General features: G+C 69.3%; 10 protein-coding genes. 4 read left to right on the top strand and 6 right to left on the bottom strand.

Going from position 1 to position 15,741, the window contains the following annotated elements; genetic code table 11:
- Positions 1-66 precede the first annotated feature (66 nt).
- Complete coding sequence (locus tag HXX10_RS01120) at positions 67-1,437, bottom strand: MFS transporter (RefSeq protein ID WP_296519693.1); 1,371 nt, start codon at positions 1,435-1,437, stop codon at positions 67-69.
- Between the two features lie 322 nt (positions 1,438-1,759).
- Between HXX10_RS01120 and HXX10_RS01115 the strand changes: the two genes are divergently transcribed.
- Positions 1,760-2,551 (top strand): FadR/GntR family transcriptional regulator, encoded by a 792-nt coding sequence (locus HXX10_RS01115; RefSeq protein WP_296519493.1) that lies wholly within the window; start codon positions 1,760-1,762, stop codon positions 2,549-2,551.
- A gap of 205 nt (positions 2,552-2,756) precedes the next feature.
- Complete coding sequence (locus tag HXX10_RS01110; RefSeq protein WP_296519492.1) at positions 2,757-3,032, top strand: hypothetical protein; 276 nt, start codon at positions 2,757-2,759, stop codon at positions 3,030-3,032.
- 53 nt (positions 3,033-3,085) lie between these two features.
- Here the strand turns inward: HXX10_RS01110 and ligA are convergent, their stop codons facing one another.
- Positions 3,086-5,224, bottom strand: coding sequence for an NAD-dependent DNA ligase LigA (ligA, locus tag HXX10_RS01105; RefSeq protein ID WP_296519491.1), 2,139 nt, complete (start codon positions 5,222-5,224; stop codon positions 3,086-3,088).
- A 63-nt stretch (positions 5,225-5,287) separates the two neighbouring features.
- Here ligA and HXX10_RS01100 point away from each other — a divergent pair, with 63 nt between their 5' ends.
- Positions 5,288-5,575: a GIY-YIG nuclease family protein gene (locus HXX10_RS01100; protein ID WP_296519490.1), complete on the top strand. Its 288-nt coding sequence runs from the start codon at positions 5,288-5,290 to the stop codon at positions 5,573-5,575.
- Between the two features lie 145 nt (positions 5,576-5,720).
- Here HXX10_RS01100 and recN read toward each other — a convergent pair whose 3' ends face one another.
- From recN to lpxC, 3 genes are all read right to left on the bottom strand, one after another.
- Entirely contained in the window at positions 5,721-7,391 is a 1,671-nt protein-coding gene (recN, locus tag HXX10_RS01095) for a DNA repair protein RecN (RefSeq protein ID WP_296519489.1), read from the bottom strand.
- A gap of 168 nt (positions 7,392-7,559) precedes the next feature.
- Entirely contained in the window at positions 7,560-8,429 is an 870-nt protein-coding gene (locus HXX10_RS01090) for an outer membrane protein assembly factor BamD (RefSeq protein ID WP_296519691.1), read from the bottom strand.
- Positions 8,430-8,914: 485 nt separating this feature from the next.
- Positions 8,915-9,871 carry a UDP-3-O-acyl-N-acetylglucosamine deacetylase gene (gene lpxC, locus HXX10_RS01085; RefSeq protein WP_296519488.1) on the bottom strand — a complete coding sequence of 319 codons (957 nt, stop codon included), beginning with the start codon at positions 9,869-9,871 and terminating at the stop codon, positions 8,915-8,917.
- A gap of 1,911 nt (positions 9,872-11,782) precedes the next feature.
- Here lpxC and HXX10_RS01080 point away from each other — a divergent pair.
- Entirely contained in the window at positions 11,783-13,696 is a 1,914-nt protein-coding gene (locus HXX10_RS01080; protein ID WP_296519487.1) for an autotransporter domain-containing protein, read from the top strand.
- Between the two features lie 241 nt (positions 13,697-13,937).
- Here HXX10_RS01080 and ftsZ read toward each other — a convergent pair whose 3' ends face one another.
- Positions 13,938-15,737, bottom strand: a complete 1,800-nt coding sequence (gene ftsZ, locus HXX10_RS01075; protein WP_296519486.1) for a cell division protein FtsZ — start codon at positions 15,735-15,737, stop codon at positions 13,938-13,940.
- Positions 15,738-15,741: the final 4 nt, after the last annotated feature.

Raw genomic sequence — 15,741 nt, 5'->3', positions numbered from 1 at the left:
TCCGTCTGCGCCTTCGCGTGTCGAAAGGGACACCCGGGACGCCCCGCGGGCGCCCCGGGCCGGGGGTCAGGCCGGCGTCTTCGCGACCGAGCGGGAGAGGGTCACCCGATCGATGGTGCCGACCACGAACAGCATGCTGAGCAGCGCCACGGCGGCACTCGCTCCGACGAACACCAGCGCGCCGGCGAAATTGCCGGTCGCCTGGAGGATGTAGCCGATGACGATCGGCGTCACGATGCCGGCGAGATTGCCGAAGGTGTTGAACAGCGCGCCCGAGAGCCCGCCGGCCTCCTTGGGTGACGTGTCCGACACCACGGCCCAGCCGAGCGCGCCGACGCCCTTGCCGAAGAAGGCGAGCGACATGAAGAACACCACCAGCATGTCGGACTCGACATAGTTGCAGGCGATCATCGCCATCGCCATCAGCATGCCGGCGACGATCGGCGTTTTTCGCGCGGCAGACAGCGACCAGCCGGCCTTCAGCAGGCGGTCGGAGACCCAGCCGCCCAGGACGCCGCCGACGAAGCCGCAGATCGCCGGCAGCGAGGCGACGAAGCCGGCTTTCAGGATGGTCATGTGCCGCTCGGTGACCAGATAGACCGGGAACCAGGTCAGGAAGAAGTAGGTCATCACGTTGATGCAGAACTGGAACACGTAGACGCCGACCAGCATCCGGGTGGACAGCAGCTCCTTCAGGCAGGCCAGCGTGTCGACCTGCGCGGCCGGATCGACCTCGACCTTGCTCGCGGCGGGGTCGGCATCGAGATCGACCAGGGCGCCGCCGGCCTGGATGTAGTCGATCTCGGCCTGGTTGGCGCGCGGATGCGACTTCGGCCCGTAGATCACCTTGGTCCAGACCATCGCCATCAGCAGGCCGAGCCCGCCCATGAAGTAGAACACCGCCTGCCAGCCGAAGGTGTGGACGATCCAGCCCATGATCGGCGCGAACAGCGCGGTGGCGAAATACTGGGCCGAGTTGAAGATTGCCGAGGCGAAGCCGCGCTCGCTGGCCGGAAACCAGGCCGAGGTGATGCGGCCGTTGCCCGGGAAGGACGGCGCCTCGGCGGCACCGACCGCGAGCCGCAGCAGGAACAGCGCCGCGACGGCGGCGCCGCCGGTGAGGAAGCCGACCGTGCCCTGCACCATCGTGAACAGCGACCACATCGTCAGCGCCGCGCAGTAGGTGGTCTTGGAGCCGAAGCGGTCGAGCAGCCAGCCGCCGGGAAGCTGCGCCAGCACATAGGACCAGGCGAAGGCCGAGAAGATGTAGCCCATCTGCACGGGCGAGAGCGCGAGCGCCTTGCTGATCTCGGGGCCGGCGATCGAGACGGTAGCGCGGTCGGCGAAGTTGATGGTGGTGACCACGAACAGCACCACCAGGATGCTCCAGCGCACATTGGTGCGCCGGACCGCGCCGGCCTCGGCCGTGAGTGACATAGCCATGGGACTGCCTGCATTCGCTGTGGCGCGGGTGGGCCGACGAAAGCCCACGGGCCGTTGCGGGTCGGAGCGGCCCGACCGTGTGTCGGACCTACGGAACTCATCAGTCGTCGTATGACTTCAACGAGGTATTGCCAGACGTGACCTATGAGTGCCGGAGCGCGCCGCCGGCCTCAATCCGAAATACTACTGAATTGCAGCCCGCCAGGGAAGAGGCATCTTCCCAAGCGCACATCATATGACGTACGATGATTGGTGCCAACCTGCCAGGCTGGCCACCGAAGCCGGTCGCGGCGCGGCCGTCGTTGTGGAGAAACCGATGCAGCACGACACCGTCGCGGGCGAGCCGCACGCCGAAAGCCTCGCCGCACCGGGGCCGGACCGCGTGCGCCGGCCGAACCTCGCCGAGACGGTCGTCCGCACGCTGTCGGAGCGCATCCGCAACGGCGTGTACCGGCCCGGCGACAAGCTGCCGACCGAGCCGGTCGTGATGGCCGAGATGGGGGTCAGCCGCACCGTGGTGCGCGAGGCGCTGTCGCGGCTGCAGGCGAACGGGCTGGTCGCCACCCGGCACGGGATCGGCACCTTCGTGTGCGAGGCGCCGAGCGTGCCGGTGCAGATCGGAACCGTGGTCACGATCCGCGACGTGCTCGCCATGCTGGAGCTGCGCATCAGCCTGGAGACCGAGGCGGCGGCGCTCGCGGCGCGCCGGCGCGGCGATCACCACCTCGCCGAGATGGAGCGCGCCGTCGCGGCGTTCGAGGCCGACATCGCGGCCGGCCGGAGCGGCGTCGACGCCGACTTCCGCTTCCACATGCAGGTCGCGCTCGCCACCGGCAACCGCTACTTCGAGGGCATCTTCCGCCAGCTCGGCACCGCCACCATCCCGCGCACCCGGCTCGACACCACACGCCTCTCGGCCGAGCCGGCGTCGTCCTACCTGCACCGCACCAACCGCGAGCACGAGCAGATCCTCGACGCGATCCGCCGCCGCGACGGCGAGTCGGCCCGCGCCGGCATGCGCATGCATCTCGCCAACAGCCGCGAGCGGCTGCGCAAGGCCAACGAGCTGACCGAAGGCGAAGCGGAGCAGACGACGACGGGCGAGTGATACCGGATCCGGCATGAGGCGGAGGAAGCGGGAACGGGCGAGTTCCCCCGGCCTGCGGCGGTTCTCGAATACCTGCGATCACCGTCCTGTGATGTCACCGGATTGCGCGGGCAACATTACGGCCGAATTCGCCGATTAGATTTGCTGTTCGGAGGAAATGAGTCCAGACCCGACAGGAGGTGCGACACGAATAGGAGGCACCGAGATGAAAACGTACGAAGTCCGCTTCTTCAAGACCCTGCTCAGCTCGGACGGTCATGCGTTCCGCTGCTTGCAGGACAGCCTCGAAATCACCAACGCGAGAAGCGCCAAAACCGCCATCGTGCGAGCCGAGAGGCAATACGAGAAGCTGCACAACGTCTCGACATGGGACCGGTGGGCAGATTCCGTCGACATCAGCGAAATGACGGCTTGTCCGATGCCGCCGCAGCAGCCGGAGCAGCCGGCCGGGCACGGCGGACTGGCGTCGCGAAAGCCGTGACGCCCCTGCCCGGCTGACGATCCGGCTCCGTCGCGAGCCGCGCCAGCCTCCCTTCAGGTGCCGGTTTCCCCGACCAGCGCGAACCACTCGTCCTCGGTCAGCACCGTGACGCCGGCGTCGCGCGCCTTCGTCAGCTTCGAGCCCGCACCCGGCCCGGCGACCAGAAAATCGGTCTTCTTCGATACCGAGCCGGCGACCTTGGCGCCGAGCCGCTCGGCCATCGCCTTCGCCTCGTCGCGCGTCATCTTCTCCAGCGCACCTGTGAACACCACGGTCTTGCCGGCGACCGGCGTCGCGCTCTGCGGCTTCTCGGCGTCGACGATGCGGTCGAGCTCGGCGACCAGCTTCTCCACCACGCGCTCGTTGTGGGACTCGCCGAAATATTTCGCTACCGCGTCGACCACGGCGTCGCCGATCTGGTCGATGGCGTCCATCTCGGCGCGCGCCTCCGCGTCGCCCTTGGCGATGCGCTGCGCGGTGGCAAAGAAAGCATCCCAGGTGCCATAGGCGCGGGCGAGCTGGCGCGCCGTGGTCTCGCCGACATGGCGGATGCCGAGCGCATAGATGAAGCGATCGAGTGCGATGGTGCGGCGGGCGTCGATCGCCTCGAACAGATTCTTCACAGAAAGGCTGCCGAAGCCTTCCTTGTCCTTCAGCTTCTTGAAATTCGTCTCGTCCCGCTTCGCGAGGGTAAAAATGTCGGCCGGCGCACCGACCGGCAGATCCTCGTCTTCGAAGAAGAAGGCGATCTGCTTCTCGCCCAGCCCTTCGACGTCGAAAGCGCGCCGCGACACGAAATGCCGCAGATGCTCGATTGTCTGGTACGGGCAGGCGAACTCGCCGGAGCAGCGCGCCACCACGCCCTCCTCGCCGCTCGCCGTCGTTTCGCGCACGAGCGCAGTCTTCAGGTCGCACTTGCAGAGGATCGGGAACTCGTACGGTCTGGTGTCTGCGGGCCGTTTCTCAATCACGACCCGGACCACCTGCGGGATCACGTCGCCGGCCCGCTGGATTTCCACGGTGTCGCCGATGCGGACGTCGAGCCGGGCGATCTCGTCGGCGTTGTGCAGCGTCGCGTTCTGCACCACAACGCCGCCGACCGTGATGGGCTCGAGCTTGGCGACCGGCGTGTGCGCGCCGGTGCGGCCGACCTGGATCTCGATGTCCCTGAGAACCGTGGTCGCCTTCTCGGCCGGGAACTTGTGGGCGATCGCCCAGCGCGGCGAGCGCGACACGAAGCCGAGCCGCTCCTGCCAGTCGATGCGATCCACCTTGTAGACGACGCCGTCGATGTCGTAACCCAATGTCGCGCGCCGGCTCTCGATGTCGCGATAGACCGCGAGCAGCGCTTCGGCGGAATCGCAGGCCTTCATCAGCGGATTGGTGACGAAGCCGCAGCCTTTCAGCCAGCGCACCATGGCGGACTGGCTGTCCTCCGGCGGCCCGCCCGTGATGTCGCCCCACGCATAGGCGAAGAATTTCAGCGGCCGCGACGCCGTGATGCCGGGGTCGAGCTGGCGCAGCGAGCCCGCCGCGGCGTTGCGCGGGTTGGCGAACACCGGCTTGCCGGCGGCCTGCTGGCGCGCGTTGATGGCCGCGAAATCGGCATGCGCCAGATAGACCTCGCCGCGCACCTCGACGACGTCGGGCAGGCCCCTGCCCTTCAGCCGCTTCGGCACATCCTCGATCGTGCGGACATTCGCCGTGACGTCCTCGCCTTCGAACCCATCGCCGCGCGTCGCCGCCACCGCCAGCGCGCCACCCTCGTAGCGCAGCGAGCAGGACAGGCCGTCGATCTTCGGCTCCGCCGTGATCACCAGCGACTCGCCTTCGGGAATGCGCAGGAACCGCCGGATGCGCTCGACGAACTCCAACACCTCCTCGTCCGCGAAGGCGTTCTGCAGCGACAGCATCGGTACGGCGTGCCGGACCTTTGCGAATTTTCCCGTCGGCGCCGCGCCGACTTTTCGCGACGGCGAGTCCTCGCGGATCAGCTCCGGAAAGCGCGCCTCGATCGCGGTGTTGCGCACGCGCAGCGCGTCGTAGTCCGCGTCCGAGACGGTCGGCGCGTCCTCCTGATAGTACCGCGCGTCATGCGCCGCGATCTCGTGCGCGAGCCGCGCCAGCTCGTCGGCCGCCTCCTCGGGCGTGAGGGCGGCGACGGGGGTGGTGGTATGATGTCGTCCTGCCATGAGCCGTCATTCCGGAGCGCCGCGACACGGCGAGCCCGGAATCCATATCCACTGGAGCGGCGTTTGTCCTACTACGTTTACATGCTGGCAAGCAGCAAGCATGGGACGCTCTATGTCGGTGTCACGCGGGACCTCGTCCGCCGGGTTCATGAGCACAAGGCCAAGGCGGCCCGCGGGTTCACGGCGGAATACGATGTCGACCGCCTCGTCTGGTTCGAGTGTTACGACGATCCGGTCAGCGCAATCACCCGCGAGAAGGACATCAAGAAGTGGCGGCGGGATTGGAAGATCAATCTGATCGAAGCCGGCAATCCGGGGTGGGTCGACCTGTACGAGGGGATATGCAAATGACCGTCATTCCGGGGCGCGGGCGAAGTCCGCGAGCCCGGAATCCATAGCCCCGGTGCCGGTGGCTCACGACGGACAGGGGCTATGGGTCCCGGGCTCGGCGCTGCGCGCCGCCCCGGGACGACCGAGAAAACACAACGGTCGACACCTACCCCCCTGCCGCCCTGATCAGCCGGTCGGCGGCGGCGCGGGCTTCGGCCGTGATCTCGGCGCCGGCCAGCATGCGGGCGATCTCCTCGCGCCGCGTGGCCTCGTCCAGCACGGCGACGCGGGTCGCCACCCGCTTGCCGCGATCGAGCGCGCCCTTGGTGATCAACAGGTGCTTGTCGGCGCGCGCCGCCACCTGCGGGGCGTGCGTCACGGCGATCACCTGGACCTTGCCGCCGAGCCGGGCGAGCCGCACCCCGATGGCATCGGCCACCGCGCCGCCGACTGCCGTGTCGATCTCGTCGAACACCAGCGTCGGCGCCGAGCCGCGGTCGGCGATCACCACCTTGAGGGCGAGCAGGAAGCGCGACAGCTCGCCGCCCGAGGCGACCTTCATCAGCGGGCCGGGCGCCGTGCCCGGATTGGTCTGCACGTGGAACTCGACCCGGTCGATGCCGTGCGGACCGGCGCGCTCCGGCTCGCTGGCGACCACGGCCGTGAAGCGGGCGCGGTCGAGCTTCAGCGGCTTCAGCTCGCCGTTGACGGCCTTGTCGAGCGCCTCGGCGGCGCGCCGGCGCTTGGCCGAGAGGACCGCGGCCGCCTCGTCGAAGCGCGCCACCAGGGCGGCGGCCTCCTTCTCCAGGGCGGCGAGCTTTTCGGCGCCCGCATCCATGCGGGCGACATCGGCGGCATAACGCTCGGCCAGCGCCGCCAGCGAATCGACCGCGACATTGTACTTGCGGGCGGCGGCGCGCAGCGCGAACAGCCGCTCCTCGATGCGCTCCAGCATAAGCGGGTCATGCGCCGACGCCGTGAGCGCCGCCTCGAGATGACCGCGCGCCTCGTCGAGGGCATTGAGCGCCGCGTCGATCGCCGTGATGGCCGGCGCGACGTAGCCGGCGTTGCCCTGGCGCCGCTCCAGCCGCCGCACCACGGCGGCGAGCGCCGGTGCCGGCGACTGGTTGCCGGCGATGGCGGCGAGCGCGTCGCGCAGATCGTCGGCGACCTTCTCGGCCTGCATCATGCCGGTGCGCCGATCGGCCAGCGCCGTCTCCTCGCCGGGCTCGGGGGCGAGCTCGCTCAGCTCCGCGACGGCGTGGCGCAGCCAGTCGGCCTCGCGCTGCGCCCGCTCGACCGCGGCGCGGTGGCTGGCGACCGCGGCGAGCGCGTCGCGCCGCGCCGTCCACAGCCGGCCGACCGCTTCGGCCTCGCGCTCCAGCCCGCCATAGGCGTCCAGGAGGCTGCGGTGGCTGGCCGGATCGACCAGGGCGCGGGCGTCGTGCTGGCCGTGGATCTCGACCAGCATCTCGCCCAGGCTTTTCAGCACCTGCACCGAGACCGGCTGGTCGTTGACGAAGGCGCGGGTGCGGCCGTCGGCGAGCTGCACGCGGCGAAGCAGAAGCTGGTCCTCGGCGGCGATGTCATTATCGCGCAGCAGCGCATGCACCGGGTGCGAGGCCGCCGGCTCGAACACGGCCGTCACTTGGCCCTGCTCGGCGCCGCTGCGCACCAGGGCCGCATCGCCCCGTGCGCCAAGGGCCAGCGCGAAGGCATCGAGCAGGATCGACTTGCCGGCGCCGGTCTCGCCGGTGAGCACGGCGAGGCCTCCCGCGAAGTCGAGGTCGAGCCGGTCGATGAGGACGATGTCGCGGATCGAGAGGCGGGCCAGCATGAGTCGGCTCGGTCGTTGGTGATGTCGCTGCCGATCAGCGCGACTCGGTCGTTCCGGGGCGCCGCGTCGTGGAATAACCCGCAGTCTTAATAACGCAAATGGCCGGGACAAGCCCGGCCATCGAACAAATCGCAGCGAATGTCCCGCACGGGGGCGCGCCCCCGCGGCTCAGCTGATCTTGAACGCCCGGCTGATCCACGAGCCCTTGTTCTCGGTCGGCTCGAGCCCGCCGCCCTTCACCAGCTTGTAGGCATCCTTGTACCAGGGACTGTCGGGGAAGTTGTGGCCCAGCACGGCGGCCGCGGTCTGCGCCTCGGCGACGATGCCCAGCATCATGTAGCACTCGGTCAGGCGCATCAGCGCCTCCTCGACGAGCCGGGTGGTCTGGTACTGGGTGACGACCACCTTGAAGCGGTTGATGGCGCCGATGAAGTTCTTCTTCTCCATGTAGTAGCGCGCCACCGCCATCTCCTTGGCGGCGAGGTGGTCACGGCCGACCTCGATCTTCTTGCGCGCCTGCGCGGCGTATTCCGAGTTCGGATACTTGCGGATCACCTCCTCGAGCGAGGCAATCGCCCGCTCGGTGCGGGTCTGGTCGCGCGTCACGTCGGGGATCTGGTCGTAGTAGGAGGCGCCGATCAGATACTGGGCATAGGCCACGTCCGGGCTGCCCGGATGCATCGACACATAGCGCTTGGCCGCGCCGATCGCGTCCTCGTATTGCTGCGTCTCGTAATACGAGTAGGCCGTCATCAGCAGCGACTTGCGGGCCCACTCGGAATACGGATGCTGGCGGTCGACCTCCTCGAACTTCTTCACCGCGTCCTTGGGCGAGCTCTTCTCGTTCAGGAGATAGACGCCTTCGTTGTAAAGCTTGTCGGCCGGCAGGTCGGGACCGAGATCGTCCTCGTTGCCGCCGAACAGGCTGGTGAGGCTCGAGCATCCCGCCAGCACGACGAGCACGGGCAGGAGCGCGCAAATGCGTCCGATCCCGGACAATCCCGGGCGCGGAGCCGTGCGCCTCGACGACCTGAAAATCACGCCTTCGCCCCCTCGTAACTGCGTCGCCCGGCCGCCCCGTCCGGGCCGCGATTCACCGACGCTCGAGATTCCCCGTTCGGGACGCACTCAACCCCGACATTCGGCCGGGAATGTGGCGGTCGGCGGGGCCAGGGCCATACGGCCGTCCGGTGCGTCCCTCGGGGCACGCCATTTTGGCCGTCAGAGCCCGTTCGCACGCAAACGCAGGCGTGTTGTCGCCGGCCATGCTGCCGGACCGGCGCGGCGGCGGCCCGATCCGCTCCGCGGCGCGACCGGAGCGCCCCTCCACAAGGTGACGTCCGGCGTCTCGCAGCGACCTGACGTGATGTCTCACGCGAGGTCCGCGGCAGCCCGGGCGCCGTCGCAGGACGCGCGGCCAAGACACGGTCGATAATGGATTTTTGCGGACGCGATAGAGCGGCTGTCGCAGTGATTCCGCGGGCGGCGACAGGCCGGCAGGCCGAAGCCTCGGGAGTCGCGTCTCAGGAGACGTCGGGGCCGTAAGCCGGCGCGGCTACCCCGGTGGTCAGCTCGGCGCGGCCCCGCACGGTCTTGCGGGCCAGCGCCGTGGCGTCGACCATGGTCCAGGCGGAGCGGTCCGCCATCAGGGCAGACAGCACCGCGTGATTGAGCTTGTGGCCGCCGCAAACCGACCGATAGACCCCGAGCAGAGGGGCACCGGCGAGCGCCAGGTCACCGATCGCGTCGAGCGCCTTGTGGCGCACGAACTCGTCGGCATAGCGCAGGCCATCGGGGTTGAGGATGCGGTTCTCCGCGACCACAAGGGTGTTTTCGAAGCTGGCGCCCAGCGCATAGCCGGCGCTCCACAGCTTCGCGACGTCGCTCATGAAGCCGAAGGTCCGGGCGCGGGCGATCTCGCGGCGGAAATGGATCGGGTCGAGGTCGAAGGCCATCGTTTGCCGCCCGATCAGGGCGTGGTCGAAGGCGATCTCGATCTCGAACCGCATGCCCCGGTCATAGGGCCGCAGCTCGCCGTAGGAGCGGCCATTGGCCACCCGGACGGGCTTGAGAACCTTGATGAAGCGGCGCGGCGCCGCGCACGTCTCGATCCCGACCCGGTCGATCGCCGCGACGAACTCGTCGGCGCTGCCGTCCATGATCGGAACCTCGGGGCCGTCCACCTCGACCACCGCATTGTCGATGCCGAGGCCGGCGAGCGCCGCCAGCACGTGCTCGGCGGTCGAGCAGAGCGGGCCCGAGGCGTCGCCGATCACGGTGGCGAAATCGGTGGCGACCACCGAGCGGACTTCGGCGCGGACCACCTGGTCGGGCCGACCCTCGAGGCCGGTGCGCACGAAGCGGACGCCGGTGCCCGGCTCGGCAGGATGAAGAGTCAGCGTGGCGGGAACGCCGGAGTGCACGCCGATCCCGGATACGGTCACGTCGGATCGCACCGTCGTCTGTCGGCCGGATTTCATGCCAAACGTCCCATCCCAAAACTCTAGCGCGCCGCACGAGACCGCGGCTGTCGGTTCAAGTTTCCCCCACGGGACGTCTTCCCGACCCCAACCAACCCCGTCGCTGTCACGCGCGCTCAGGTTGCCCCGTTGAGGCCCAACTTCGTCCCCGTGCCGGCTCGAACATTAACCGTATGGTCCGGCTGGGCCAATTCACGCTTTCTTACTGATTGTTACCTGAAAAGCGGCGGCTTTCGACCCGGTTTCGGCCATGAAATCGGGGGAAAGCGCCTTGCCGGAGTGCGGATCTGCTTGCCCGTGCCCGACTGGCCACATGGCGTTGCCGGAGCGTCGCGCAGCCCTCTACATCACCACCGTGCGCCAATTCGTTCGAACTGCAGCGAATCAGTGATTCGCAACAATCCCGGCGTGCGCCCTTTCGGTGCCCGCCCGACACGCGGCTGCGATCGATGGTGGCGATCACGGGAACACGACACACCCATGGCGATTCTTTCGGCTCCTGACGCTGCTCGCCACTGCCGCGGTCGGCGGACCCGCAGATACAAGACCTGATCAGCCGGAAAACTCTAGTTCGCATATACAATGTAATTAATACTATGTGTCTGATCAGACACAGCTCCCGGCGGAAGTAAAACGCACGATAAAACCCGGCCGATTACTTATAGGAACGATTTCGGCGACTCCGTACCGTTTCAACAAGGCATGAGCGAATCAGACCCGGAGCGCACCCATTGCGAGCCGTTCTGATCGGAACCGACGTCGTCAGGACCGCGCGGTCGGCTGATGGCGCCGGCCGCTTTGGAGTGGTGCGTGCTCTCGTCGGCGCACGCGTCACTTCGGCGGATGCGCAGCTCGTCGGCGGCAACACCGTCGGTGCGACCGGCAGGGCCGAATGTGCCGCGTCTGTCCGACCGGCGGATCAGCAGCGTTCGCGGTTCGGGTCGGGGCTTCGCGAAAGAGGGGGCTGTGATGGGACGGCAGGGCGGGACGCGATCGACGGTGCCGGGCGACGCTGACGCGCGCAGGCCGGGTCCGGCCGGACTGGGTCGTGACACGCTCGCCACAGCTCCCCGGCACAGCCTCCGATGGGCGCTACTCGCCACCACCGCCCTGGTGGGCCTGTCCATCGGACTGGCGGCGGCGCTGCCGGCGACGGCAGTTCTTCTTGCCGTGACGGCGACGCCAGCTTTCGCCGATGGCGGGGGCGGGAGTGGTGGCTATCCTCTTTATGGCGGTGCGGGGGGCGCCGACAGTGCTTCGGGAACGGGAGGCAACGGTGGCCCCGCGCCGGTCTATAGCCCCCCAGTCGACGGCGGCGGCGGCGGCGGCGGCGGCGCTGGCCTGAGTGGTGGCGCAGGAGGGGCTGGTATCGCCAGTGGCGGTGGTTCTTCGGGTTCTGGTGGCGCGGGAGGTGCCACACCCGGAGCCGCTGGTGGCAATGGCACCAATGGCACCTTGCCAGGGAATGCAGGCGGCGGAGGAGGAGGTGGTGGTGCGCACGGCTACGTTGGCGCCGCCTTACCGGTTGGAGCCTCGACAGGTGGAAATGGCGGCCACGGTGGAACCGGTGTCGGGAGTCAGGGCGACGGCGGTGGTGGCGGTGCCGGTGGATACGGTGCGGTCGTCGGCGGGGGTGGCGGGACGCTGAATTTTAACGTGACCGGCGGGAACGGCGGAAATGGCGGACTTGGTACCTTTCTCTGGGGGGACGGTGGAACGGGTGGAAGAGGCCTGTATTACAACGGGGTTGGGGCGGCCTTCTTTACCGTAAACTCGGTCATTGCTGGTGGCAACGGTGGCACCGGCGCCAATGCTGGCGCTGGTGGGGATGGCATCTATGTCGCTGCCGGAAGCACTGGGGTCACGATCATCAATGCAGGCACGATCCGTGGTGGGCTCTCCGGCGATGGTTTGACGCGTGCCAACGCCATCACGTTCGCGGGCGGGACCAACATCCTCGAACTGCAGGCCGGCTCCATCATCACCGGGAACGTCGTTGCCTTCAGTAGCGCCGACACGCTGCGGCTCGGCGGCAACGCCAGCGCCAGCTTCGACGTCTCCCAGATCGGGACGCAATATCTCGGCTTCGGCATCTTCAAGAAGGCTGGCAGCAGCGTCTGGACCGTGACCGGCAGCAACAGCGCGGCCATGCCCTGGGCGGTGAATGCCGGCACGCTGGCCGTGAACGCCACGATGGCCAATGCGATCATGGCCGTTAACGGCGGCGGCACGCTCGCCGGCACCGGCACCGTGGGCAGCGTGATCGTGGCCGGAGGCGGCACGTTCGCGCCAGGAAATCCGCTCGGCACGATGACGGTGCAGGGCAACCTCGCGTTCCAGTCGGGCGCGCTTTATCTGGTGCAGGTCAATCCATCGACCTCCTCCCTCGCCAATGTCACCGGTACCGCGACGCTGACCGGTGGCAGCGTCCAGGCGGTGTTCGCCCCGGGCAGCTACCTGGCCCGGCATTACACGATCCTGCATGCCAACGGCGGCCTCGGCGGCACCAGCTTCGCTGGCCTCACCACTGCCGCCATGCCCACCGGCCTGTCGGCGACCCTCGGCTACGGGGCGAACGACGTCTTCCTGAACCTGACCGCAGTCCTCGGGGTGGGCACCGGTCTCGCAGGCAACTCCCAAAACGTCGCCGGCGCCATCAACAGCTACTTCAACGGCGGCGGCGCGCTGCCGCCGGGCTTCCTGCCGCTGTTCGGGCTGAGCGGCGCCTCGCTGTCCAATGCGCTGTCGCAGCTCTCGGGCGAGGCGACCACCGGGGCGCAGCAGGCCGGCATCAAGCTGACCAACCAGTTCCTGACCCTGATGCTCGACCCCTACGCCTATGGCCGCGGCGGCGTGTTTGCGGGCGGCAATGCCGGGACCGGCGGGGCGCTGGCGCTCGCCAGCGAGGAGGCGCTGCCGCCCGAGATCGCGCTGGCCTATGCCAAGGTGATGAAGGCCCCGGCCACGCCGATGCCGGCTACGGTCGCACCGCAATGGAGCGCCTGGGGCGGCGCCTTCGGGGGGACCAGCAAGACCCAGGGCGACGCCGTCGCCGGCTCGCACGACCTCACGGCGAAGACCGGCGGCTTTGCGGCGGGCCTCGACTACAAGGTCGCGCCCGGCACCGTGATGGGTTTCGCGCTCGCCGGCGGCTTCACCAACTGGGACTTGGCCGGCGGGATCGGCGGCGGCAGCGGCGATGCGTTCCAGGCCGGCCTGTATGCGGTGACGCGGCCGGGCCCGTGGTATCTGGCCGGGGCGCTGAGCTTCTCGCAACACTGGATGAAGACCGAGCGCACGGCGTTTGCCGGCAATCGCCTGGAGGGCCGCTTCGACGCGCAGAGCTATGGCGGCCGGATCGAGACCGGCTGGCGGGTCGCGACCCCGCTCGGCGGCGTCACGCCCTATGCGGCCCTGCAGGCACAGAGCTTCCATGCGCCCGGCTTCGCCGAAAGCGATCTCAACGGCGGCAGCTTCGGCCTCGCCTACGCCAGCCGCAATGCGAACGCGACCCGCAGCGAGCTGGGGGCGCGGTTCGAGCGGCTGGTGGCGGTCTCCGACACGGCGCTCGTCTCCCTGCAGGCGCGCGCCGCCTGGGCGCACGACTGGGTCAGCGATCCGACCCTGACGCCGACCTTCCAGGCGCTGCCGGGTGCGAGCTTCGTCGTCGCCGGAGCGACCGCGGTGCCGGACCTCGCGCTCGTCTCGGCCGGGGCCGAGCTGCGGCTCGCCGGCGGCTGGTCGCTCGCCGGCCGCTTCGACGGCGAGCTCGCCGGCCGCGGCCAGACCTATTCCGGCACGGGGACGGTCCGCTACGCCTGGTGACGGATCGGAGGCCCGTGACAGTCGGGACGGCGAGAGACTTTTGTCTCGCGCCGCCTGCGTCCATGCCCCGGCCGGCGAACGCGCGCCCTGCCGCCCTGCATCAAACAACCTGCGCACCCAAACAAAATGGCCGGGCGCGAGGCCCGGCCATTCAGTGCGGACCGACCGGAGGCAGGTCGGCCAGTCCGCGTGCGGCTCGTGTCGGGGCGGAGCGCCGGGCGGCGGCGCTCGCCCGCCCCCTCTACTGGTTCGCCTGCCGGCGCAGGAACGCCGGAATGTCGAGCTGGTCCTCGTCCGGCTGGCCGGGCTGGGGCGCCGGGCGGCCGTGCATGTCGAGACCCTGCGGCGCCTGCGGACCAGGCCGGCGCGCATAGTCGGACACCGGATCGGCACCGCGCAGCTCCTGGCGGAGCGGCGGCATGCGCGGGGCGGCGGGGCGCTCGGCCGGCGCCGCCGGCCGCATCGGCTGCTTGAGCTCCGGCTTGGCCTCGTCCTCGCGGCGGCCGAGACCGACGGCGGCGAGACGCTGCAGCAGGGTCATGCGGCGCTTCTCCGGATGCTCCTCTCCGGCCGGCTCGCCGCGCTGGGCGCGCAGCTCGTTCTGGGCCGGCAGCGGCAGCTCGTCGATCCGCGGCATGCGGGGCGGACGGCCGGCCGGCCGCTCGGGCTGCGGCGGGATGAACACGGACGGGGGCGCGGCCTGCGCCTCGTCCTGCAGGTCGGGCGCCAGCGCGTCCGGGAAGAAGGTCGGCTTCACCGGCTGGATCGGCCGGATGGTGACGTCCTCGATCTCGCGCGGGATCAGCGCATCGGCCACCGCCGCGGTGGCGACTGCGTCGATGCTCGGCTGCGGCTCAACCGGCTCGGCCGGGATCAGCGGCTGGACGGCGGCCCGCTCGGCCGGGGTCGGCGCCGCCTGGTCGATGCGGTCGGCGATGCGCTTGTTCTCGGCGCGCAGCCGGCTGGCGAGTTCGGCGATGCGCGATTCGTGAGCGGCGGCCGCCTGGGTATCGGGCGCGCGCGACGTGAAGGCCTCGACGGCCGGCAGCGGCGTCAGCGGCTGGGCGCCGATCATCGCCGGGTCGACCCCGGTGGCCACCACCGACACGCGGATGATGCCCTCGAGCCCCTCGTCGAAGGTGGCGCCGACGATGATGTTGGCGTCGGCGTCGACCTCCTCGCGGATCCGGGTCGCGGCCTCGTCGACCTCGTAGAGGGTGAGGTCCTTGCCGCCCGTGATCGAGATCAGGAGCCCGCGGGCGCCCTTCATCGAGACGTCGTCGATCAGCGGGTTGGCGATCGCCGCCTCGGCGGCACGCAGCGCCCGCTTCTCGCCGGTCGCCTCGCCGGTGCCCATCATCGCCTTGCCCATCTCGCGCATGACGGCGCGGACGTCGGCGAAGTCCAGGTTGATCAGGCCTTCCTTGACCATCAGGTCGGTGATGCAGCCGACGCCCGAATAGAGCACCTGGTCGGCCATCGCGAAGGCGTCCGCGAAGGTCGTCTTCTCGTTGGCGATCCGGAACAGGTTCTGGTTCGGGATGATGATGAGGGTGTCGACCACCTTCTGCAGCTCGGAGATGCCGTTCTCGGCGAGCCGCATCCGGCGCTGGCCTTCGAAGTGGAACGGCTTGGTGACGACGCCGACCGTCAGGATGCCGAGCTCGCGGGCCGCGCGGGCCACCACCGGAGAGGCGCCCGTGCCGGTGCCGCCGCCCATGCCGGCGGTGACGAACACCATGTGTGCCCCGGTGAGATGATCGCGAATCTCGTCGATCACCTCCTCGGCGGCGGAGCGCCCGACATCCGGCTGCGAGCCGGCGCCGAGGCCTTCGGTCGCCTGCACGCCCATCTGGATGATGCGCTCGGCCTCCGACATGGTCAGCGCCTGAGCATCGGTGTTGGCGACGACGAAGTCGACGCCCTGGAGCCCCGCCCGGATCATGTTGTTCACGGCATTGCCGCCGGCACCGCCGACCCCGAACACGGTGATCCGCGGCTTCAATTCCCGGATGTCGGGGATCTTCAGATTGATGCTCATGGCT

Origin of the sequence: Rhodoplanes sp. (assembly GCF_013377085.1) — a bacterium.
Classification (GTDB): Bacteria; Pseudomonadota; Alphaproteobacteria; order Rhizobiales; family Xanthobacteraceae; genus Rhodoplanes.
Note: the sequence above shows the minus strand (reverse complement) of the source record. Positions and strands in the feature narration are given on the sequence as shown.

Bases quoted from the DNA above. Each gene is read 5' to 3' on its own strand.
- lpxC (WP_296519488.1), bottom strand. From the start codon at position 9,871: ATGAAATCCGGCCGACAGACGACGGTGCGATCCGACGTGACCGTATCC.
- ftsZ (WP_296519486.1), bottom strand. From the start codon at position 15,737: ATGAGCATCAATCTGAAGATCCCCGACATCCGGGAATTGAAGCCGCGG.
- HXX10_RS01120 (WP_296519693.1), bottom strand. From the start codon at position 1,437: ATGTCACTCACGGCCGAGGCCGGCGCGGTCCGGCGCACCAATGTGCGC.
- recN (WP_296519489.1), bottom strand. From the start codon at position 7,391: ATGCTGGCCCGCCTCTCGATCCGCGACATCGTCCTCATCGACCGGCTC.
- HXX10_RS01115 (WP_296519493.1), top strand. From the start codon at position 1,760: ATGCAGCACGACACCGTCGCGGGCGAGCCGCACGCCGAAAGCCTCGCC.
- HXX10_RS01110 (WP_296519492.1), top strand. From the start codon at position 2,757: ATGAAAACGTACGAAGTCCGCTTCTTCAAGACCCTGCTCAGCTCGGAC.
- ligA (WP_296519491.1), bottom strand. From the start codon at position 5,224: ATGGCAGGACGACATCATACCACCACCCCCGTCGCCGCCCTCACGCCC.